Origin of the sequence: uncultured Limosilactobacillus sp. (assembly GCF_934202235.1) — a bacterium.
In the GTDB taxonomy this organism is placed as follows: Bacteria; Bacillota; Bacilli; order Lactobacillales; family Lactobacillaceae; genus Limosilactobacillus.
Window position 1 is genome coordinate 14,384 of the sequence record NZ_CAKPXS010000012.1, and the last position, 21,812, is coordinate 36,195.

The following is a 21,812-nucleotide window of genomic DNA, read 5'->3' on the forward strand; positions in this document are numbered from 1 at the left end:
GTATGCGATAAAAAGAAACCCGGGTAACGTTATCGCTACCCGGGGCATTATTTGACAATTCGCAAATGGTAATAAGTCACTACCACCACTACTACTTTTTTATTCTTCTCCCATCCAGACTATACTGTCGGTACCAGACTCGCACTGGTTCAGCCGCTGATCGATCTGATCAACAGGTCACGGACTTCAAGTTTTCACTTGTTACCGTCGGTTGGGAATTTCACCCTGCCCCGAAGAAAATACTATTAAATTAGTTAAAGTGTATAGCGTTACTTACATTTTGTAAAGAAGAACTTTGCAATTAAATAATTCAACCTTGTCATTCCGCTACAATTAATCTTTTTTTTCGTAGGCGAGCAGAAAGATAATCCTCAGTCGCAACCCGATCCAAATTCATCTGCGCGATTAGGTCATCCACAGAACTAAACTTCACCCCGTCACGCAAGCGGCTGTACCATTCGACAACCACTTCTTCCCCGTACACTTGCCGGTGAAAATGAAAGAGGTTAATTTCCAATGTTCGTGGAGCACCCTCACCAAAAGTTTCGTTGTGGCCAATATTGGCCATCCCACCATACCAGTGGTGGCCGACCTTAACGCGGGTCACATAAACCCCCAGGGCGGGGATGACTGTTGAGCGCGGCGAATCGATATTGATCGTCGGAAACCCAATCTGCCGCCCACGAGCAAAACCGTGAACCACCAGACCTGCTGTCTGGTATGGACGTCCTAGTCCCTCGTTTGCCAGGTCTAATTCTCCCGCCATAATTTGTTGGCGGATCCGCCGGGTGCCGACCTTCGTCGACCCGTTTGCCAGTGTTGGCACACTAACCACTTCAAACCGGCCCCGAGCTAGCGCCGGTAGATGAGCCATTGTGGCTGCGGCTCCACGGCCAAAAGTGTGGTCCTCGCCGGCCACCACCACCTGCGGGTGAAAAGCCACCAGGTAGTTATCGACAAACTGCTGGGGCGACTGTGCGCCATACTGAGAAGTAAAATCAACGACGTACATAACGCTCGCCCCCAGCCGGCTCATCTGAGAAGCCTTCTGGGTAACCGTCGTCAGGTACTTGGCTCCGCCCGGGATGCGGCGATAAACCACTGCCGGGCTATGGTTATAAGTAAGGACTGCTAGTGGCAGTTTCCGCCGGTCAGCAACCTTCTTGGCGGCCGCAATCACCCGCTGATGACCACGATGAACACCGTCAAAAAAGCCCATCGCGAGCACCACTGGCTTATTTGCAATCAGCCGCCGGTCTAAGGGATGATGAATCCGTATTACTTGCACAATCTTCCTCCTAGTTAACTGCCAACATTTTCAATGGTTTATAGTGCTGCTGATCAGCACGATAGTAGAGGGCTTTGATGTTGCCATGATAAAAAAGGGCCACCCGTTCTTGGCTGTTGGCCGGCAGTTCATTAACCGTCAACCAGCCACCATGTTGAACTGCTTGCCACTGGTCAGCCGTCAGTTCGACCTGCTGCCAATCTTCAAAGGCAATTGCCAGCGGCAGGACGTAGTTGCTAATCATTTGGCTGGCAACCAGGTCATCAACATCCTGTAAGCTAATGGTCTGATCGATGGTGAACCCGCCACTCGCCACGCGGGTCAGTGAACTCATCACCCCTGGATAGCCCAAATTCTTGGCCAAGTCGACCGCCAGGGTGCGGACGTAGGTTCCCTTGCTGCATTGAACCTTAAAACGGACCCGCTGCTGACCGTTGTTAGCATCGTACGTTGATGAAACCAGCTTGAAACTGTCGATCACTACCTGCCGCTTTGGCCGGTCGACTGTTTCACCCGCTCGCGCGTATTCGTACAGGTGTTTGCCATGGACCCGCACCGCCGAATACATCGGCGGGACCTGGGTTAACTTGCCCGTCATCGCCGCCATTGTCTGCTGCAAAAACTGATCGCCAATCGGCGCAGTAACTTGTTTTGTTGCAATCACTTGGCCGTCGAGGTCCTCGGTTTCCGTAGCCTCACCAATTAATAACTCGCCAACGTAGGTCTTGGGCTGTTCATGAAGGAAGTCGACGACCTTGGTTGCCTTGCCAATACAAATGGGCAACACCCCATCCACATTGGGATCCAGCGTTCCGGCGTGGCCAATCCGTTTCTCGTGAAGAACGTGACGCAAACGGTTGACGCAGGCAAAGCTCGTCATCCCCTGATCCTTGTATAATGCAATAATTCCGTCCATTTCGTCCTCCTTTGTTCATCATGCTCATTATACAGCAAACGGCCCCTGAACTTCGGCTTAACCGAATTCCAAGGGCCGTTTTTTCACGTTTTTTTACTTAAAACTCGTGATCTTTTTTGTGTAATTCGTTGAGCAGCTGGTCAATCCGACTACCATAAGCAATCGATGAGTCGCGTTTAAACGAGATTTCAGGTGTCTTGAAAATATTTAACCGCGCTCCCAGCAGACTACGGATCAGACCAGTCGCCTTGTCTAACCCCGCCTGCGCCTTCTCACCGTCAGAAGCCTTGTCTGACAGGATACTGTAGTAGATCGTTGCCTGTTGTAAGTCGCCAGTGACGTCAACGTCAGTGATCGTGACGCCCTGGACCCGCGGGTCACGGACACGTTTTAGCAAAATGTCGTCGACTTCGCGCTTAATCTCTTGTGCCAACCGGTCAACCCGGTAACGTTTGTTTGGCATGGCGTCCTCCTTTGCTTACTTTTGTGGAACAGCTTTCATCTTGTAGGCTTCAATCACGTCGCGTTCCTTAATATCGTTGTAGTTAGCAATTGTCAGACCACATTCATAGCCCTGCTTAACTTCCTTCACGTCATCCTTGAAACGCTTCAGTGAGCCTAGCTCGCCTTCGTAAATGACTACCCCGTCACGGATTAACCGGACTTGTGAATCACGGGTGATCTTACCGCTCGTGACCATCCCTCCGGCAATCGTGCCGACTTTAGAAGCCCGGTACAGCTGACGAACTTCCACTTGCCCCAGTACTTCTTCCTTGTAAACCGGTTCAAGCATCCCCTTCATCGCGTCTTCCACTTCTTCAATGGCGTTGTAGATAACCCGGTGCAGACGGATATCGATATTGTTGGCGTGAGCTTCTGACTGGGCAATTGGTGTTGGACGAACGTTAAAGCCGATGATAACCGCGTTTGAAGCTTCGGCCAGGGTAACGTCAGATTCTGAAATTGCCCCCACGGCCTTGTGAATGATGTCAACCCGGACACCATCCACCTTGATCTTCTGAAGTGACTGGGCAAGGGCTTCAACAGACCCCTGAACATCAGCCTTGATGATGATTGGCAGGGTCTTCATCTCACCCTTCTTCATCGTCGCAAAGAGGTTATCAAGGGTCACATGAGAAGTCCGCTGACGTTCTTCTTCCAGCGCTCGTTTAGCACGCTCTTCACCGGCTGCCCGGGCAGTCTTTTCATCTTTGAAGACCACGAAGCGATCACCGGCTTCTGGAACGTCATTGAGGCCGGTAATCTCAACTGGTGTTGATGGCGTTGCGGCTTCAATAGCCTTCCCATTTTCGTTGTTCATCGTCCGGACACGGCCAAACGTATTACCAACAACGACTGGATCGCCGACGTGCATGGTCCCTTGTTGGATCAGCAGTGTTGCTACCGGACCCTTCCCCTGGTCGAGGCGGGCTTCAACAACCGAACCCGCGGCACGTTGGTCAGGGTTGGCCTTCAGTTCCATCATTTCGGCCTGGAGGAGGATCATGTCCAGCAGTTCGTCAATGTTCTTGCCAAACTTCGCGGAAATCTGGACGTAGATCGTGTCACCACCCCAGTCTTCCGGAATCAAACCATATTCCGTCAGCTGCTGAGTAACGTGGTCCGGGTTAGCCCCCGGCTTATCAATCTTATTAACCGCAACGATAATTGGCGTCTTGGCCGCCTTGGCGTGGTTGATGGCTTCGATCGTTTGCGGCATGACCCCATCATCTGCAGCCACCACCAGGACCGTGATGTCAGTGATGTTCGCACCACGTGCCCGCATTTCGGTAAAGGCGGCGTGCCCTGGGGTATCCAAGAACGTAATCATCTTATCGTTGTACTTAACTTGGTAAGCACCAATTGCCTGGGTGATCCCGCCGGCTTCGTGAGCTGTGACATGGGAGTGCCGAATCTTATCCAGCAGCGTCGTCTTACCGTGGTCAACGTGCCCCATGACCGTCACTACTGGCGGACGCGGAACCTGGTTCTCGGTATTTTCTTCACTTTCCTTGAAGAATTGGTCAATGTCGGCCACATCGACTTGGACCTTTTCCTTTGCTTCAATGCCATAATCGGCAGCCAGGATTTCAATTGTATCCTTGTCGAGTGCCTGGTTCTGGTTGACCATGACCCCCAGCATAAAGAGCTTCTTCACGATTTCAGCGGTTGAGCGGTGCAAAACCTTCGACAGGTCTTGCGCGTTCATGCCGTCAGTGTATTCCAAGACATCCGGCAGCGGACGGTCCTTCCGTGCTGTTGGTTGCTTGTGTTCAACCTGACGGAGCCGGTGATTATTATTATGGCGGTTTTTGCGCCGGTCACGACGGTTTTGCCGACGATTCTTTTTCTTGTTCTTGCCGTTGTTCAGGCTACCACCGAAACGACCACCACCATTTTGCTGGTTATTCTGGTGGTTGTTCTTTTGCTGACCATTATTTTGTTGTTGGCCACGGTTGTTCTTTTGCTGGCCGTGGTTATTCTGGGCATTGTGCTTCTTCTCTGCCCGACGTTCACGCCGTCGTTCCGAACGGCTTTCGTGTTTCTTCTTGTCGGCTGGCCGTTGTTGCTGGTGATTGGCACCCTTTGACTGATTCTGCTTGGCAGGTTGCCCCTGCTTCTTACTCTTCGCTTTGCCAGCTTGGTGTTGCTGAACCTGCTTTTGAGTTGCTGCCTGGTGTTGTTTTTGACCCTGCTTTTTTTGTGACTGCTTGTTTTGGGATTGACCCTTAGCAATCTTTCTCAGCTGAGCTGCCTGGTCAGGTGTAACTGATGACATGTGGCTCTTAATCTTCAAGCCCTGTTCGTTGGCCAGCTTGACCAGTGCCTTGCTCGGCATGGATAATTCTTTTGCTAGTTGGTAAATACGTTCTTTGGCCATACGTCCACGCTCCTTATCTCGGTTAATTATTTAGTAATGAAGTCATTTTCTTAGCAAACCCGGACTGGGTTACCGCCAGCACCTTCCGCTGGGCGCCAACCGCAGCACTGATTTCGTTTGCGGTGAAAGCCGTTGTTAGTGCCACCTGGTAGTAGTGACACTTATCGGTCACCTTCTTTGCCGTCGCCGCACCTGCATCACTGGCCAGCACGACTAACCGTGCTTCGTCATTACGAATGGCCTTCACCACGGAGGGTTCCCCGCTAGTGAGTTGGCCAGCACGCTTGGCAAGTCCTAGTAACTGCAGAACTTGCTGGCAACTACTTTTCATCTTTAAACAGCTCACGACGAGCTTGCTGGTGGTCAGCATACTTGATCAATTCATCATAAAAGCTGTCAGCCAACTTCACTTTGAAAACTTGGTCAAAGGTATGTTCCGCCTTCGCCTTTTTTGCGACAGCCACGTCGACTGCGACGTAGGCTCCACGACCCGGCTTCTTACCGGTTGGGTCGAGGCTAACTTCATTTTCCTTGTTGCGAACAACCCGAATCAGCTCACGCTTTGGACGCATCTGGCCGGTCACAACATCTTTCCGCATCGGTATTTTTTTCTTTTTCACTTGTTTCACCCCGCTGCTAATTAGTTTAACTATTCTTCGTCGTCGACGTCAGAATCACCAGCTGACTCATCGTCAGCGGTCATTTCACTCGCTGGTTTAATGTCAATCTTGTAACCAGTCAGGTTGGCAGCCAGCCGGGCGTTTTGACCGTGCTTGCCGATGGCTAACGACAGCTGATCATCAGGAACAACGACGGTGCATGCCCGCCGTGGCCGTTCTTCTTCAGCTTCGCTCTCTTCAGCCGGAGCTTCAGCATCATCAGTTTCTGCCGCCGGTTCCGGTTCTTCATCAAAGATCACGTCTTCAACGTCCGCCGGATTCAAGGCGTTGGCGATAAAGTTAGCCGGGTTTTCGTCGTACTCAACAATATCGATGTTTTCCCCGCCTAACTGGTTGACGATGGCTTGAACACGCGAACCGCGTGGGCCAACGCAGGTGCCAACCGCATCGACGTTGGGATCCGTGGAGTAAACGGCAACCTTAGCACGGTCACCTGGTTCACGGACGATCTTCTTGATTTCGACCGGACCGTCTGCAAACTCTGGGACTTCTTTTTCAAACAGGCGCCGCAATAAGTCCGGAGCGGTCCGGGAAACAAAGACCTGTGGTCCCCGCATCCGTTCGCCTTCCTTCACATCCTTCACCCGGGTGATGTACACCTGCAAGTGGTCATGGACATGGTATTCCTCATTTGGCATCCGGTCATGCTTATTCATTGCCGCTTCGGTGCCATCTGGCAGTTCGACGTAAACGTAGCGACTGTCTTCTCGCGAAACAATGGCGTCAACAATATCGTTCTCCAGCTTGTGATAACGGTCGGCAACAACCTGCCGTTCCGCGTTCTTTAATTGTTGGAGGACAACACCCTTCCCCGCCTGAGCAGCAATCCGCCCAAAGTTAGCAGGAGTTACTTCCTGGTCAATTTCATCACCCAGTTCGTAACCATGGCTAATCTGGTAAGCATCCTTCAGGCTGATTTCTTCTTGGGGGTTGGTGACCTCGTCAACAACCGTTTTCTTGGCGTAAACCTTGAAGGCCCCAGTGTCCGGATCAATCGAAACCTTGACGTTCGCCTTATTCTGCTTGTAATTGTTCTTATAAGCAGTTGCCAGGGCGTCGGTCAGAACTTGGATAATCGTGTCCTTTTTAACGCCCTTTTCCTTCTCCAAAACATTCATTGCCTGAAGAAGTTCCTGGTTTTGTTTTTTGGTACTCATTGACAGATACTCCTTTAAAACTTAATTGCTAAGCGCGCCTGGGCCACCTGCTTGCGTGGCAGTTCAACCGTTTTCTTTCTCGTTTTATCCATGTACTCGACGGTGAGGGTGTCATCGTCCACCTTTGTCAGTGTCCCTTCGTAGACCTTCTTCCCGTGCTGACCCTTGAGGGGCGCGTACAGCGAGACATGAACATACTGGTTGATGGCCCGCTGGTAGTCTTTGGGTTTCTTCAGGGGCCGTTCTGCTCCCGGCGATGAAACTTCCAAGAAGTACTGCTGCGGAATCGGATCCTCCGGTAGTGCATCCAGTTTTTCACTGAGCGCGTCGCTGACGTTGGCACAATCCTCGAGGGTAATGCCACCATCCTTGTCGATATAAACGCGCAAGTACCAGCTGCCGCCTTCCCGGACAAACTCAACATCATACAGTTCAAAATGATATTCATCTAAAATGGGGGTAACCAGTTCGGTCACCGTTTCAACTACTGTTGCCACAATGTCACCTCCGTGTCTCAATTGATTGCAAGAAAAAGAGCGAGCATTGCTGCTCACTCCACGACGAGTTATTAGACATTAGTATTATAACATCACAATCATTGCTGCGCAACAACTGCCCCAACCTCCTAAAAGTCAAAGAGGGACAGCTGGTTTTGATCCGGCAGACCGTCTAAGACGTGTTGGTCAGTCATAAAGTCGATCAGGGTCTGTGAGACGTGCGCGCGCTTTGCAAGGTCTTCCTTTGACAAGAATTCTTGTTCTTCACGGGCAGCAACGATCTGCTTAGCGGCGTTGATCCCTAACCCCGGGATTGCCGAAAACGGAGCAATCAGCGAGTTGCCATCAATCAGCCACTTGGTTGCGTCGGAACGCTTGAGGTCAACCATTTTGAAGTTAAAGCCCCGTTCCAACATCTCATTGGCCAGGTCGAGCACCGTCTCCAGGTTCTTATCCTTGGCCGTCGCATCATGGTTGCGTTCTTTCTCGACCAGTTCGTTGATCTTGCCCTTAACGGCGTTCTTCCCTTGCGACATTGCCACAACATCGAAATCACTAGCGCGAACGGAGAAGAAGGCACAGTAATAGATCAGGGGACAGTAAACCTTAAAGTAAGCAATCCGCAACGCCATCAGCACGTAGGCAGCGGCGTGGGCCCGCGGGAACATATACTTAATCTTGCTGCACGAATCCATGTACCACTGCGGGACCTTGACCTTCTTCATTTCCGGAAGGTACTTTTCTGGAATGCCCCGACCGTGACGGACAGATTCCATTACCTGGAAGGCACTTTCAGATTTCAGACCATAATTAATTAAGTCGGTCATAATGTTATCACGACAACCAATCACGTTGGCAATCGTAGCGATATGGTTATTGATGAGGTCCTCAGCGTTATTATTCCAAACGTCCGTCCCGTGTGACAACCCTGAAATCTGCAACAGCTGCGAATAGTTTTGCGGGTGGGTTTCCTCCAACATTCCGCGAACAAAGCGCGTCCCAAATTCTGGCAGCCCCAGTGTCCCGGTTTGCGAGTTAATTTGTTCGGGCGTCACGCCTAGTGCTTCTGGACTGGAGAAGAGGCTCATGACCCCGGGGTCGTCCATCGGGATCGTCTTCGGGTCCACCCCCGATAGGTCCTGCAGTTCCCGGATCATCGTCGGGTCATCGTGACCCAGAATATCCATCTTCAGCAAGTTATCGTGAATGGAGTGGAAGTCAAAGTGGGTGGTTTCCCAGTCAGCGCTTTGATCATCAGCCGGGTATTGCACCGGAGTAAAATCATAGATTTCCTTATCATCCGGAACAATGATGATCCCGGCCGGGTGCTGGCCGGTAGTCCGCTTCACCCCGGTAGCCCCCTTAGCAAGCCGGTCTTCTTCCGCCCGCCGAAATTCACGGTCATTTTCTCGCTCGTACGCTTTGACGTAACCATAGGCCGTTTTGTCAGCAATCGTGCCGATCGTTCCGGCCCGGTAAACGTTCTTAGAGCCGAAAAGCACCTTCATGTAGTTATGGGCAATTGGCTGGTAGTCACCAGAAAAGTTCAAGTCAATGTCGGGAACCTTATTCCCTTCAAACCCGAGGAAGGTTTGGAACGGGATGTTCTGCCCATCTTTGACCATTAAAGTACCGCAGTGCGGGCAATTTTTATCGGGCAAGTCATAGCCGGAACTATACTCCCCCTTAGTAAAGAACTGACTGTACTGGCACTTTGGACAGCGGTAGTGTGGCGGTAAGGGGTTCACTTCTGTGACCCCTGACAGCGTGGCCACCACACTGGAACCAACGGATCCCCGTGAACCAACCAGGTAACCATCCTTGTTAGATTTAGCCACAAGTCGTTGGGCAATCAGGTAGTGCACGGCAAACCCGTTCTTAATAATGGCATCGAGTTCCAACTTAATCCGGTCGGCCACAATTTTCGGCAGCGGGTCGCCGTACCACGCCTTGGCGGTGTCGTAAGTCCGTTTGGTTATTTCGTCGTTGGCCCCCTCCATATGCGGCGGGTACGTCCCAGGTGCCACCGGTGAAATTTGCTCAACCGAATCAGCGATCTTTTGGGTGTTGTCAACCACGATCTTTTGCGCCAGCTCTTCACCAAGAAAGTCAAACGCAGCCAACATTTCATCAGTGGTTCGGAAGTGAACGTCCGGCCGTTTTGTATGGTTGAGGGGGTTAGCCCCGCCCTGCGAGGCAATCAGGACCCGCCGATAATCGGCGTCTTCCGGGTTCAGGTAATGGACATCCCCCGTCGCCACCACCGGCTTATCCAGGTCATCGCCCAGCTTCACCATGTTCTTGATAATTTCCTCCAACTTGGCCTGGTCGCTAATTAACCCTTCTTCAATCAGCGGGGCGTAGTTGGCCTTCGGTTGAACTTCAATGTAGTCGTAGTACTTTGCCTTTTGCTTAGCGGCTTCGTAACCTTTTTGCATCATGGCAGTGAACACTTCACCGCGATGACAAGCCGTCCCGACGAGAATTCCCTCACGGAACTTATCCAGCTGCCGCCGCGGAATCCGCGGTACCCGTGAAAAGTAACGGACGTTCGACAGCGAAATCAGCTTGTAAAGATTCTTCAAACCTGCCTGGGTCTGCGCCATCAAAATGGCGTGCGACGGTCGGGTATGCCGGTAAGCATCATTGTCTCCCATGTGGGCATTCAACTGGTTAGCCTTCGTTACTCCCCACTGCTTTTCAGCATCCTTCAAGAAGAGGTGCAAAAGGTGACCAGTTGCTTCGGCGTCGTAATTAGCCCGGTGGTGGTGCTCTAGGGCAACACCAAACTTCTTACTCAGGGTATTCAACCGGTAAGACCGCAGGTGGGGGTACAAGACCCGTGCCAGCGGCAAGGTGTCAATCACTGGCACATCGATTTCCTTTTCCCCATGACGCCGGTACCCCGTGTTCATAAAGCCCAGGTCAAAGGAAACGTTATGCCCGGCAATCAGCGATCCCTGGCAGAATTCACGGAACAGGTCAAAGACTTCTTTTTCGCTCTTCGAACCACGGACCATGTCATCAGTAATGCTGGTCAGGTCGATGGTTTGCTTTGCCAGCGGGAATCCCGGGTCGATGAACTCGTCAAAGTGATCCAGTACTTCACCATGGTGCATCTTGGTTGCTGACAGTTCGATCACCTTGTCGTAGATGGCGGAGAGTCCCGTCGTTTCCACGTCGAAGATCACGTAGTCAGCATCCAATAGGTCGTGATCGTTCGGGTTATAGACGATTGGCATCCCCTCATCCACCAGGTTAGCTTCCACACCATAAAGCATCTTGAAGTCGTCGAAGCCCTTAGCAGCACGTGCCGCTTCCGGAAAGGCTTGGACGTCAGTGTGGTCGGTAATGGCCAGCGCCGGCATCCCCCACTTGTGGGCCTGGTTAACGTATTCAGTGATGGTGTTTGTCGCGTCCATCTGGCTCATCTTGGAGTGCAGGTGCAATTCCACCCGCTTCTTCCCTGCTGGTGCCTTGTCTTCACGCACGCGGTGGCTCACCTGGTTGATGTCAAAGGCCATCATCGTTAAATCGTGCATGTAGGTGTCTTCCTGGATGGGGCCGCGCGCCTTTATCCAGTCACCCTCGGCAAGCTTGGCAAACAGCGCCTTGTCGGTGTCACTGTTAGAAAACTTCTTAATGGCAAACGATGAGGTGTAGTCCGTCACTTCCAAAACCAGGATCTGGCGACCGCTTTTAATATCCGTCACTTCCTTGTTGAAGACATATCCTTCAACAACAACGTTACGCTCCTCGTCAGTAATGTCGCCCATCCGGGTCACTGGAATTTTCGGGTTGATCGTTTTGCCAAGAACCACCGGGCCGGCCGGAACAGCACTTTGCCGTTTGGCTGGTTTTTTCGCCAGCTCTGCCATGGCCTTTTTGACTAAATCCTGGTCCTTAGCCGCTTGCTTCTTGCGAACCTCTGCCACCCGCTTTTGTGAGGCTTCCTGGTTAACCTTCACCGTGAGCTTAAAAGACGGGAAACCAACCCTGGTATAAGCGTTTCCGAGTTGCTGAACCAGTTTATCAGCAAAGAAGTTGGCTGCTTGCTGGCTGCTAACCGTCAAAATAACATGATGGCCATCGACAGTCGGGATGCTCTGCACGGTCATTTCAGATCCCACCGGAGAATCGCCAACTACCTGGTTGGCAACTAGTGGCCAGTAGTCAACCAGCAGCTTTTCATCCAAGTCGTCCGTTGGTGTCGCAATTGTCAGTTGGACTTTTTTGACGATGCCCTCAAAGGCATTTTCCAACGCCTCCCGCAGACGCCGATAGACGGCAACCGGCAGTATCTGGTTAAAGGTCAATTGAAACTCCCAACAAACTGACTGCTGGTGAACAACGACTGCCTTGATTTTGCCATCAGCAAGTGCTGGCTCATTGGCATCGGCCAGTTGCACCTGCTCTAACAACTTTTCAAATAACTCGTGCCGACTTAAATCCACGTGGCTCCTCCTTTTCTACAAAAAACTTCCAAGAAAAAGAGACCGTGGCACTAACTTTGTCACAGTCTACCCTTTAACTTACGTTCACTAGTCTTTTTGTTGCTGGTCGCTGGCCGCTTGCTTTAAGAGAATGTGAACGTTATTAACTACTTCTTCTTGTTTGACCTCAATTGTTTCGCCGGTACGCCGGAGCTTAATTTCGACGATCCCATCCTTGGCCTTCTTGCCGACCGTGATCCGCAGCGGCAAACCAATCAAATCTGAATCGGCGAACTTGACGCCAGCCCGTTCTTTCCGGTCATCAAGCAGCACTTCATAACCTTCATCTTCTAAGGCCGTCGTAATTTCATTGGCCATCTTAACCTGCTCATCGTTTTTGACATTAACTGGAATGACGTGCACGTCAAACGGTGCAATCGCGGTTGGCCAAATCAAACCACGGTCATCATTGTTTTGCTCGGCAATTGCTGACAGGAGCCGGGAAACACCGATTCCGTAGCAGCCCATCACAATATCAGTTGCTTTACCTTGCCGGTTCAAAACCTGGGCCTTGAATGCCCGCGAATACAACGTGCCGAGTTTAAAGATGTGGCCAACTTCAATCCCATTAGTGAACTTCAGTGGGAACCCATCAGGACCAATTTCGCCTTCCTTGACGTTCCGCACGTCGGCAAACTGGTCGACAGTAAAGTCCCGGTCAAAGTTGGCATTAATGTAGTGGTAACCATCTTCATTAGCACCACAAGCCATGTTAACCATGCCCTTGATGTGCTGGTCGGCAACCACTTTCAGCTTGCCGTCGGTACCAACTGGACCGAGTGAACCGGCGTGTGCTGGCAACACGGCCGCAATTTCTTTGTCGTCGGCCAAACGAACGCTGTCAACGTCCAACACATCTGTCAACTTAACCTCGTTAACCTCGTCATTACCGCGCATCAAAACCATTACTGGCGACTCGTCCTGACCATCCTTAGCAACGTAAACCATCGCTTTGAGAATCTGGTCAGCGTCAATACCAAGGCTTTCTGCTGCTTCGTCAACACTATGGGCACCTGGCGTCCCCTTCTTGGTCAACTCGCCCGGCTTCCCTAACTGCTGTTTTTCAGCAAACTTGCTAGTTGCCTTTTCCAGGTTAGCCGCGTAACCACCGTCAGTGTAGACGATTGTGTCTTCACCAATCGCTGCTGGGGCGGAAAATTCTTGTGAACCTTTGCCGCCGATTGTACCAGAGTCTGCCAGGATGACCTTGTAGTCTAACCCGATTTCATCAAAGATCGCACGGAGGGCTTGAGCCATATGATTGTATTCCACATCAAGGCCCTCGCGGTCAACGGTGAAGGAATAACCATCCCACATGATAAATTCCTTACCACGAAGGAGACCAAAACGCGGCCGTTCCTCATCCCGGAACTTGTCAGTAATTTGGTACAACAGGAGTGGCAGTTTCTTGTAGGACTTCAGGCTGTCACGGACAATCGTCGTAAAAGTCTCTTCGTGCGTTGGCCCAAGCAAGAATGGCCGCTTCTTGCGGTCTTCAAGTTTGAACAAGTTGTCACCGTATGACTCATAACGGCCCGACTTCTGCCACAACTCAGCTGGTAACAGGGCTGGCGCTGTCATTTCAACCCCGTCGTACTTGTCCATTTGTTGACGAATCAGCCGCTTAATCTTGGCCAAAATTCGTTGTGCTAGTGGCAAGTAAGCCCACACACCGGCGGAAACTTGGTAAATGTAGCCACCACGGACCAGCATCTGGTGGCTGATCGCTTCAGCATCACTTGGGGCTTCCTTCAGCGTTGGAATTAGCATTCGTGATTGTTTCATTTTAATTCTTTACTCCTCAAATAGATTTCACAACTTAGTGAACAAAATAGTTTTGGATATCGTTATAGGTAACCAGGATCATTAACAATAACAAGATGGTAAAGCCAATCAGTGTCACAACGACTTCCACCTTCTCCGGGATTGGCCGACGGATAATGGCCTCAACGATATTTAACAGTAACTTTCCCCCATCTAGTGCCGGAATTGGCAAGAGGTTGACAATTCCGAGGTTGATTGACAAGGACGCGAGGAAGGCCAGTACGCCGTTGATACCGTAGTGCGTTGCCTGTGAAGTACCCGCGTACATGGCAACCGGCCCGCCAAAGTCGTTGACGTTAAAACCATGGGTAACCATATGGCCCAGGACGCTGAAGATCAGTGTTCCTGATTGAACGAAGGCGTTCCATCCGTACTTCACCCGGGCTACTGGCGACTTGGACACTTCTTCTTCAATCCCAATCCGCCCGACCTTTTGTTTGTTAACCCGAGCAGTAGTCGTTTTCATGGTCACTGTCTTTTGCCGGTTGCCGTGTTCATATTTCACCGTTACCCGTTTTCCTGGCTTGGTACTTACTTGTTGGGAAAGTTCTTGCCAGTTTCTTACCCGGTGGTGGTCAACGCTAACAATCCGGTCACCGGCAACCAGACCAGCACGCGCCGCTGGTCCAGCTGACTGCACATGTCCCAGCCGGTTCGTCCCAGTCGGAATTCCCGGTAGGGTAAAGCCCAGGATAACAAAGACCACTAGCGAAAGAACGAAGTTATTAAACGGCCCCGCAAAGTTAGTTAACATCCGATGCCCGAGACTAGCCGACTGAAAGAGCACATCCCGCGGGGCAATACGGACACTAGTCCCATCAGGTTCAACAATCACTGCATCGTGGTCAACGGCAAAACGTTTCACCGTTGACTCGTCACCATTGACATAACCGGCAATAAATAAGTCATCCGTCAAGTCATGATCAACTACCTGTAGCGGGATGCCCTGCAACAACTGGTTGTTCCGACTGACATCAATCGTTTTAACTTGCTGCTGTTCGTTTAAAGTAATGCTGACCGTCGAGCCAGGACGAAGGTTTTCCTCATCATCGTCATCGTCCCCAGCAAAACGAACGTAACCACCCAGGGGGAGAATTCTCACCGTAAAGGTCGTCCCATTTTTTCCCCGGTGCCACCACACCTTGGGACCCATCCCGATAGAAAACTCACGAACAAGAATCCCGGCACGGACGGCAAAGTAGTAGTGACCAAACTCGTGGATCAGAACGATCAGTCCAAAAACAAGGATGAAGGTAATAATCGTGATTAGCAAATAACCGCCTCACTCAATAGGTATTAGATAATCGCTAGTAGTTGCATGAGCGGCATTACCAGTAGCATGCTATCAAACCGGTCCAAAATACCGCCGTGACCCGGAAGGATTTTTCCCGAGTCCTTCACGCCATAGTAGCGTTTCAGTGATGATTCAATCAGGTCCCCAAACTGGCCCATAATAGACAGGAACAAAGTGGCAACTAGCATCAACCAGTAGTTGTCGTAGCCAACCGGGAAGAAGTAGAGGTAAATAGCAGCGATAATGACCGCTGATACAGTCCCGCCAATTGACCCTTCCCAGGTCTTATTAGGGCTCACTTTTGGCGCTAGCTTATGCTGACCAAGCTTACGGCCAATCAAGTAAGCCCCGCTATCGGTAATCCAAACAATCAGCATCCCGTAAAGCAAGGTGGTAAAACCAACTCCCCGTGCGGCAATAAACGCATTAAAGCCAAAGCCAATGTACAACATCCCCAGTGTCAGTACACCAGCATCATCAAAGCTAAAACGTTGCTTAGCAATTACCGTGTACAACAGTAAGAAGATCACAAGGATGTAAAATGCTTCCCAGCGACTAATTCCCGTTGGCAACCAGGCAAGCCACGTGCTCGGGGCAACCACCAAACAAACGCCAATGAAACTAATCAGGGCCGGAAACGAAGTCACAAACATCTTTTTCATTGTTGTGATTTCGCCCATCGCAACAACGCCTAAGACCAACGCAGCAAAAGTTAATGGCCACCCGCCAATTAAAATCAGCGGAATGAAAATAGCTAATGCCACAATGGCAGTAATAACACGCGTTTTCAATTCTATTCTCCAATCATTTATTTATTCACGAGCCCACCGAAACGACGGTGGCGGTGTTGGAAAGTACTGATAGCAGCACGAAGACTGTTGCCATTAAAGTCAGGCCAGGCCTGGTCCACAAAGACTAACTCACTGTATGCGATCTGCCAAAGCAGGAAGTTGCTAATTCGCTCCTCACCGCTGGTTCGAATCAGCAAGTCTGGATCGCTAACTGCTCCCAATGGGGCAGTCATCAGGTGCTGGTTAATTAGGTCTTCATTAACCTGCTGGGGAGAAAGCTTCCCTTCCTGAACTGACTGAGCAATTGCCTTCATCGCACAAACTAATTCGTCACGTCCACCATAATTCAAGGCAAAGTTGAGGACCATCCCGTCACAAGTGGCTGTATCGGCCATCGCCTTTTTGACTGCTTTTTGGGTGGCAGCAGGCAGGCCGTCAATGTGCCCCATCACCATCACCCGGACGTTATGTTTTACCAAATCGGGGACAAAGGTGTTAAAGAAGCGAATGGGCAGCTTCATCAAATAGCTAACTTCTGATTCTGGTCGCTTCCAATTTTCGGTTGAAAAAGCATACAAGGTTAGCACTTTAACCCCTAAGTCACTCGCCGCAATCGCAATCTTCTTGACGGTGTTCATTCCGGCCTTATGCCCAGCAATTCGCGGCAGGTGCTGTCTTGTCGCCCACCGCCCGTTACCATCCATAATGATGGCAACATGAGCGGGAATTTTATCCATGTCTAGTTGCGGTGTTGTGTGGTTACTTGCTTGTTCCATAAACAGACCGCCTCCCAACTCGCCGGTATCCACCGGCAGTAATTATGCACAAAACATATTTTAACAGAAAAAAAGACAAGTGCAAAACTGACTGTCGCCGTTTCACTTGCCTTCTAACAACATTATTCAGTCATTAATTCCTTTTCCTTGGCAGCGGAAATGTCTTCGAGGTTCTTAATTCCCGCATCCGTTTCCTTTTGGACTTGGTCTTCCAGGTCGTGGAACTGGTCATCGTTAAAATCACCGTTCTTGTGACCATCCTTCAGCTGGTCCATCGCATCGCGCCGAACGTTACGAATGGCCACCTTCGCTTTTTCGGTTTCCGCCTTAACGTTCTTCACCAATTCCTTCCGCCGGTCTTCCGTCAGTTGTGGAATCAGGATCCGAATGGCAGCCCCTTCGTTTTGCGGGTTTAAGCCGAGGTTAGCTTCGTAAATTGCCCGCTCGATTTCTTCCAGGATACTCTTGTCATACGGAGTAACCAGCAGCTGACGGGCTTCCGGAATCGTAATTGAAGCAACCTGGTTAAGTGGCGTTGGGGCCCCATAATAATCAACCTTTACTGGATTCAGCAGGCTGGCATTTGCCCGCCCTGCCCGGATTTCAGCCAGGCGGCGTGACAGTGCTTCACCCGTTTTCTTCATCTTATCCTTAGCTTCTGCCAAGATTTGTTTTGAACTTGCCATAATTAATCTCCTTCGATTGTCGTCCCGATCGATTCTCCCGAGACTGCCTTCAGAATGTTGCCTGACTTGTTAAAGTTAAAGACAACCAGTGGAATATGGTTATCCATCGACAATGAGCTGGCAGTTGAGTCCATTACGTGAAGGTGTTTTTCCAAGATATCCATGTGGGTCAGGTGGTCAAACTTCACGGCTGACGCGTCCTTGTTCGGATCGGCCGAGTAAACGCCGTCAACCCCGTTCTTCCCCATCAGAATTGCATCGGCATTGATTTCAGCAGCCCGTAGCGCAGCGGTGGTATCAGTCGAGAAGTATGGGCTTCCCGTTCCACCAGCAAAGATAACAACCCGGCCCTTTTCAAGATGGCGAATTGCCCGGCGGCGGATGTATGGTTCGGCAATTTGCCGCATTTCAATCGACGTCTGAACGCGCGTTGGGACCCCAACAGATTCAAGGGCGTCCTGCAGTGAAAGAGCGTTCATAATGGTTCCCAGCATTCCGATATAATCGGCCTGGGCGCGTTCCATTCCCAGTTGTTCACCAGTGACACCGCGCCACATGTTGCCACCGCCGACAACGATGGCCACCTGAACGCCGGATTCATAAACCTGCTTCAATTCCTTGGCGACCAGCTTGATTTCCGGTGGGTTGATCCCAAACTTCTGATCGCCAGCCAGTGCTTCGCCACTCAGTTTAAGAACAATCCGGTGATACTTAACATCAGACATAAGTGTTCCTCCTTTGCTTATGATCCAGCAAAGGGCGCACCACTTGCTGGCACGCCCCTCCTCAGAAAATGAACTACTTCAGCTGATCTTGCACTTCTTGTGCGATGTCAGACTGTTTCTTTTCGATACCTTCACCAACTTCGTAGCGAACGAAGGACTTCAGCTTGCCATCCTTCGAAGCAACGTATTCGGCAACAGTCTTATCGGAGTCCTTAACAAAGTCTTGGTCGGCCAGGCAGATTTCAGACAGGAACTTCTTGAGCCGGCCCTCAACAATGCGGTCGACGATCTTTTCTGGCTTGCCTTCGTTAAGCGTTTCTTGCTTGAAGACTTCCTTTTCGTGAGCCAGCCGGTCAGCCGGTACGTCGTCCTTAGTCATAAACTCAGGGTTGATTGCGGCAACGTGCATTGCAACGTCCTTGGCAGTGGCATCATCAGCGCCTTCCAGGACAACCAGTGAAGCAATCCGCCCACCCTGGTGCAGGTAAGGACCAAAATGATCCCCATCGTTCTTCTTAACGATTTCGAAGCGGCGGATACTGATCTTTTCACCAGTTTGTTGAGTCGTAGTGGCCAGTGCCTGCTTAACGGAAGTACCGTCATCAAATGACAGTTCTTCAGCGGCTTCAACGTCAGCTGGTTGCTTTTCAACCAGTAGCTTAGCCAGCTTGCTCAGCAACTGCTTGAACGGGTCAGATGCGGCCACAAAGTCAGTTTCGGAGTTCAACTCAACGATCACCGCGTTGTTGCCCTCTACTTCAATGGCAGTCAAGCCTTCAGCAGCAACCTTGCCACTCTTCTTGGCAGCCTTAGCCATTCCCTTTTCACGCAGCAGGTCCATGGCCTTGTCCATGTCGCCATCACTTTCAACAAGGGCCTTCTTAGCCGCCATGATCCCGACACCTGACTTATCACGCAACTGCATTACCAATTTGGCACTAATTTTTGCCATCTTCAATCACTCCTCGTGTTAATTTTCAATTCGGTTAGTAAAAAGGCTGCTTTGCACTCAGGCCCAAAAGGTCATCCTGCAAAACAGCCCAAGCGTTAACTATTATTCTTAGTCCTTGCCTTCAGCATGCTTCTTCAGATCATTCAGTGAATCTTCAGAAACGGTTTGGTCAGCATCGTCAGCAGCTGCTTCTTCCTTAGCAGCCTTTTGTTCATCTTGACCCTGCTTACCTTCGATAACGGCATCAGCCATCTTCGAAGTGATCAGACGAACGGCACGGATAGCGTCGTCGTTTGATGGGATGATAACATCGATGTCATCTGGGTCGGTGTTAGTGTCAACCATGGCAACGATCGGAATATTAAGCTTCTTTGCTTCGTTAACTGCGATTTGTTCCTTGTGTGGGTCCACAATGTAGACTACATCAGGAATCCGTGGCATGTCTTCGATCCCGCCCAGGAAGTGTTCGAGCTTTTCGCGTTGCTTAGTCAGCACAGCAACTTCCTTCTTTGGCAGAACGTCAAAGGTACCATCAGTGGTCATCTTCTTCAGTTCCTTCAGGCGGGCAATCCGTGACTGGATAGTCTTCCAGTTAGTCAGCGTCCCACCAAGCCAACGGTGGTTGACATAGTAAACGCCAGCACGGGTAGCTTCTTCTTCGATAGAATCCTGAGCCTGCTTCTTAGTACCAACAAACAGGATCACGCCATCATTTGCGGCAACATCCTTCATGTAGTTGTAAGCAGTACCGATCATCTTAACCGTCTTCTGCAGGTCAATGATGTAAATCCCGTTACGTTCAGTAAAGATGTACGGCTTCATCTTTGGGTTCCAACGACGAGTCTGGTGACCGAAATGAACACCGGCTTCCAGTAATTGCTTCATAGTAACAACAGCCATAATATACCTCCAAATAGTTTGTCCTCCCTACCGTTCAACTGAAACAGGCACCAACTGGCACTTCCTCTTTCATCGCGGTGGGTGTGTGTTTTGTGCAGTAAAGCACCGACTAATAGTATACAAAAACTCCTACGGCTTCTCAAGTTCTTTTTGGCTTTTGCCACGAAGTTTTTGAAGTTGTCGGCGGAAGGTTGCTAACCTCACACCGTGTTGGTGCAAAAAAGCGACTTTTCGTGAACGTTGCTGGTGTTTGAAATGGTACTCAGCGCTCAGGGCATCATGTTTGCTAGCAAAGCCTTGGTAGTACGCCAGCTGCAAAGGATGGCGGCTTTTCACCCTGGTGTACTTTGCCCCGTTATAAGACTGGTGAGTTGCAAACCGCCGCTGAACGTTATCGGTAAACCCGCCATAGAGCGAATCATCCGCACAGTACAGAACGTAAAAATAATATTTTTTAGCCATACAGCATCTCTTTTACCGCTGGTGAATAATCCTGACCCTGGTGGACGATGAGCGGTGCATTGACCTTGAGGCCACCCGGTTTACCATCCTTAATCGCCTCAATCACTACCATGTTCGCATCCCGTCCACTACGCGGGTAGACAAACTGGAGCCGTTTGGGGACCAGGCGGGCAGCCGCCAACTTCGCCAGAATTTCCGTCAGTCGGCTTGGCCGGTGGACAAGATAAGCGTGACCATTCATCTTCAGTAACCCACTCATCCGGTCCACGACCGTGCTGAGGTTGGTTTTTATCTCATGACGGGCCACTGCCAGGTAAGGATTAGGATTCTTTTCACTTTGTGGCAAGTCGGTAAAGTACGGCGGATTGCAAACAACAATATCTGCCGAATCCTTGGGGACTGAACGGTAAACATTGGCTAAGTCGTCAGTCACAACCCGGTACCGATCAGCAAGGTCGTTTAACTCGATGCTTCGTTGCGCCATCTCCGCCAAGCGCGGCTGGATTTCAATCTCGGTAAAGTGACCACCAAGCTTCTCGTGAAGAAACAACCCAACGGCCCCGTTGCCCGCGCAAAGATCCACCACCTTTAACCGGTGACGGTGGTTTGGTCGGACAAAATACGCTAAAATGACGGCGTCCAGTGAAAAGGCAAATACCTGGTCACTTTGGATAATCTTAATGTCGGCAGCAGGGAGTTCATCAACGCGCTCGCCGGCTTGTAATAATGTTGATTCCTTTGTCATATGTCCCTCCGGGGTTGAAACTGAGGTCAAGATTCGTCATACTGTTGACAATAATTATTAGGGGAAGAAAGAATGTATCGCTTTTTAATCCATTTGGTAAATCCTATTTTAACGCTGATTAACGGGCCCGCCCAAGTCAAGCACAAAGAAAACCTGCCGGACGGCAACTACATCTTAGTTGCCCCGCACCGGACATGGATGGACCCAGTTCTGCTCGCCATTGCGGCCTACCCGAAAGAGTTTAGCTTTATGGCGAAGGAGGAATTGTTCGACACCCGGTTTAATAACTGGTTTCTCCGCAAACTGCACGCCTTTCCGGTCAACCGGAAGCATCCAGGTATGTCCGCGATCAAAAAGCCGGTGAAGCTGCTGAAGGACAGCGACCTTTCAACAATTATCTTCCCGACCGGGTCACGTTACTCCAACCAGCTCAAGGGGGGCGCACTACTCATCGCCAAACTCGCCAACGTGCCACTAGTTCCCGCTGTTTACCAGGGTCCGCTGTCTTTCGGGCAGCTCTGGTCACGCAAGAAAAGGCGGATTGCTTTTGGTCAGCCGATTGAACTAGACCGTCACCAGCGCTTAACTGATGACTACCAGCACCAGGTCGAGCAGCAATTGCAGCAAGCGTTCGATGACTTAGATCATGAGCTCGATCCGTCGTTTAAGTACGTCATGCCGCCTAAGCCAAAAAACGATAACTTCTAACATCAAACAGAAAGAAAGGAGTCGCAGCCAGCGACTC

At 50.7% G+C, this 21,812-nt stretch carries 20 protein-coding genes and 1 riboswitch; of the genes, 1 reads left to right on the forward strand and 19 read right to left on the reverse strand.

Annotated features, from left to right (window positions below; genetic code table 11):
• Positions 1-98: 98 nt before the first annotated feature.
• Positions 99-242, reverse strand: a riboswitch (FMN riboswitch).
• 77 nt (positions 243-319) lie between these two features.
• The 19 genes from ribF to Q0E49_RS03190 form a co-directional block, all read right to left on the reverse strand.
• A complete protein-coding gene (ribF, locus tag Q0E49_RS03100; RefSeq protein WP_295746496.1) occupies positions 320-1,288 on the reverse strand; it encodes a riboflavin biosynthesis protein RibF in 969 nt (322 codons plus the stop codon).
• 10 nt (positions 1,289-1,298) lie between these two features.
• Positions 1,299-2,204 carry a tRNA pseudouridine(55) synthase TruB gene (truB, locus tag Q0E49_RS03105; RefSeq protein WP_295746497.1) on the reverse strand — a complete coding sequence of 302 codons (906 nt, stop codon included), beginning with the start codon at positions 2,202-2,204 and terminating at the stop codon, positions 1,299-1,301.
• Between the two features lie 97 nt (positions 2,205-2,301).
• A complete protein-coding gene (gene rbfA, locus Q0E49_RS03110; protein WP_295746498.1) occupies positions 2,302-2,667 on the reverse strand; it encodes a 30S ribosome-binding factor RbfA in 366 nt (121 codons plus the stop codon).
• Positions 2,668-2,682: 15 nt separating this feature from the next.
• A complete protein-coding gene (gene infB / locus Q0E49_RS03115; protein WP_295746499.1) occupies positions 2,683-5,085 on the reverse strand; it encodes a translation initiation factor IF-2 in 2,403 nt (800 codons plus the stop codon).
• A gap of 22 nt (positions 5,086-5,107) precedes the next feature.
• Entirely contained in the window at positions 5,108-5,416 is a 309-nt protein-coding gene (locus tag Q0E49_RS03120; protein WP_295746500.1) for a YlxQ-related RNA-binding protein, read from the reverse strand.
• A complete protein-coding gene (locus Q0E49_RS03125) occupies positions 5,406-5,705 on the reverse strand; it encodes a YlxR family RNase P modulator (protein ID WP_295746501.1) in 300 nt (99 codons plus the stop codon). The genes Q0E49_RS03120 and Q0E49_RS03125 overlap by 11 nt, the downstream gene beginning before the upstream one ends.
• 29 nt (positions 5,706-5,734) lie before the next feature.
• Positions 5,735-6,922: a transcription termination factor NusA gene (gene nusA, locus Q0E49_RS03130; RefSeq protein ID WP_295746502.1), complete on the reverse strand. Its 1,188-nt coding sequence runs from the start codon at positions 6,920-6,922 to the stop codon at positions 5,735-5,737.
• Between the two features lie 14 nt (positions 6,923-6,936).
• Positions 6,937-7,419, reverse strand: a complete 483-nt coding sequence (rimP, locus tag Q0E49_RS03135; RefSeq protein WP_295746503.1) for a ribosome maturation factor RimP — start codon at positions 7,417-7,419, stop codon at positions 6,937-6,939.
• 128 nt (positions 7,420-7,547) lie between these two features.
• Positions 7,548-11,873, reverse strand: a complete 4,326-nt coding sequence (locus Q0E49_RS03140; protein ID WP_295746504.1) for a PolC-type DNA polymerase III — start codon at positions 11,871-11,873, stop codon at positions 7,548-7,550.
• A gap of 87 nt (positions 11,874-11,960) precedes the next feature.
• Positions 11,961-13,697, reverse strand: a complete 1,737-nt coding sequence (locus Q0E49_RS03145; RefSeq protein WP_295746505.1) for a proline--tRNA ligase — start codon at positions 13,695-13,697, stop codon at positions 11,961-11,963.
• 34 nt (positions 13,698-13,731) lie between these two features.
• Positions 13,732-15,009 carry an RIP metalloprotease RseP gene (gene rseP / locus Q0E49_RS03150; protein WP_295746506.1) on the reverse strand — a complete coding sequence of 426 codons (1,278 nt, stop codon included), beginning with the start codon at positions 15,007-15,009 and terminating at the stop codon, positions 13,732-13,734.
• 23 nt (positions 15,010-15,032) lie between these two features.
• The gene (locus Q0E49_RS03155; protein ID WP_295746507.1) at positions 15,033-15,821 is read right to left on the reverse strand and encodes a phosphatidate cytidylyltransferase; all 789 of its coding nucleotides are present in this window, start codon (positions 15,819-15,821) and stop codon (positions 15,033-15,035) included.
• A gap of 17 nt (positions 15,822-15,838) precedes the next feature.
• Complete coding sequence (locus tag Q0E49_RS03160) at positions 15,839-16,597, reverse strand: isoprenyl transferase (protein ID WP_295746508.1); 759 nt, start codon at positions 16,595-16,597, stop codon at positions 15,839-15,841.
• Positions 16,598-16,719: 122 nt separating this feature from the next.
• Positions 16,720-17,283 (reverse strand): ribosome recycling factor, encoded by a 564-nt coding sequence (gene frr, locus Q0E49_RS03165; protein ID WP_295746509.1) that lies wholly within the window; start codon positions 17,281-17,283, stop codon positions 16,720-16,722.
• Between the two features lie 2 nt (positions 17,284-17,285).
• Positions 17,286-18,008: a UMP kinase gene (gene pyrH, locus Q0E49_RS03170; protein ID WP_295746510.1), complete on the reverse strand. Its 723-nt coding sequence runs from the start codon at positions 18,006-18,008 to the stop codon at positions 17,286-17,288.
• Between the two features lie 73 nt (positions 18,009-18,081).
• Complete coding sequence (gene tsf / locus Q0E49_RS03175) at positions 18,082-18,960, reverse strand: translation elongation factor Ts (RefSeq protein WP_295746511.1); 879 nt, start codon at positions 18,958-18,960, stop codon at positions 18,082-18,084.
• A gap of 108 nt (positions 18,961-19,068) precedes the next feature.
• Complete coding sequence (gene rpsB, locus Q0E49_RS03180) at positions 19,069-19,860, reverse strand: 30S ribosomal protein S2 (RefSeq protein WP_295746512.1); 792 nt, start codon at positions 19,858-19,860, stop codon at positions 19,069-19,071.
• A 129-nt stretch (positions 19,861-19,989) separates the two neighbouring features.
• Positions 19,990-20,322 (reverse strand): GIY-YIG nuclease family protein, encoded by a 333-nt coding sequence (locus Q0E49_RS03185; RefSeq protein WP_295746513.1) that lies wholly within the window; start codon positions 20,320-20,322, stop codon positions 19,990-19,992.
• On the reverse strand, positions 20,315-21,067 hold the full coding sequence (locus Q0E49_RS03190) for a tRNA1(Val) (adenine(37)-N6)-methyltransferase (RefSeq protein WP_295746514.1): 753 nt from the start codon (positions 21,065-21,067) through the stop codon (positions 20,315-20,317). Before Q0E49_RS03190 ends, Q0E49_RS03185 begins: the two co-directional genes overlap by 8 nt.
• Before the next feature lie 72 nt (positions 21,068-21,139).
• On the opposite strand from Q0E49_RS03190, the gene Q0E49_RS03195 reads away from it, so the two are divergent.
• Positions 21,140-21,775 (forward strand): 1-acyl-sn-glycerol-3-phosphate acyltransferase, encoded by a 636-nt coding sequence (locus tag Q0E49_RS03195; protein ID WP_295746515.1) that lies wholly within the window; start codon positions 21,140-21,142, stop codon positions 21,773-21,775.
• Positions 21,776-21,812: the final 37 nt, after the last annotated feature.

Bases quoted from the DNA above. Each gene is read 5' to 3' on its own strand.
- rbfA (WP_295746498.1), bottom strand. From the start codon at position 2,667: ATGCCAAACAAACGTTACCGGGTTGACCGGTTGGCACAAGAGATTAAG.
- Q0E49_RS03120 (WP_295746500.1), bottom strand. From the start codon at position 5,416: ATGAAAAGTAGTTGCCAGCAAGTTCTGCAGTTACTAGGACTTGCCAAG.
- rpsB (WP_295746512.1), bottom strand. From the start codon at position 19,860: ATGGCTGTTGTTACTATGAAGCAATTACTGGAAGCCGGTGTTCATTTC.
- truB (WP_295746497.1), bottom strand. From the start codon at position 2,204: ATGGACGGAATTATTGCATTATACAAGGATCAGGGGATGACGAGCTTT.
- frr (WP_295746509.1), bottom strand. From the start codon at position 17,283: ATGGCAAGTTCAAAACAAATCTTGGCAGAAGCTAAGGATAAGATGAAG.
- Q0E49_RS03190 (WP_295746514.1), bottom strand. From the start codon at position 21,067: ATGACAAAGGAATCAACATTATTACAAGCCGGCGAGCGCGTTGATGAA.
- pyrH (WP_295746510.1), bottom strand. From the start codon at position 18,008: ATGTCTGATGTTAAGTATCACCGGATTGTTCTTAAACTGAGTGGCGAA.
- Q0E49_RS03195 (WP_295746515.1), top strand. From the start codon at position 21,140: ATGTATCGCTTTTTAATCCATTTGGTAAATCCTATTTTAACGCTGATT.
- infB (WP_295746499.1), bottom strand. From the start codon at position 5,085: ATGGCCAAAGAACGTATTTACCAACTAGCAAAAGAATTATCCATGCCG.
- nusA (WP_295746502.1), bottom strand. From the start codon at position 6,922: ATGAGTACCAAAAAACAAAACCAGGAACTTCTTCAGGCAATGAATGTT.
- tsf (WP_295746511.1), bottom strand. From the start codon at position 18,960: ATGGCAAAAATTAGTGCCAAATTGGTAATGCAGTTGCGTGATAAGTCA.
- Q0E49_RS03160 (WP_295746508.1), bottom strand. From the start codon at position 16,597: ATGGAACAAGCAAGTAACCACACAACACCGCAACTAGACATGGATAAA.
- Q0E49_RS03185 (WP_295746513.1), bottom strand. From the start codon at position 20,322: ATGGCTAAAAAATATTATTTTTACGTTCTGTACTGTGCGGATGATTCG.
- Q0E49_RS03145 (WP_295746505.1), bottom strand. From the start codon at position 13,697: ATGAAACAATCACGAATGCTAATTCCAACGCTGAAGGAAGCCCCAAGT.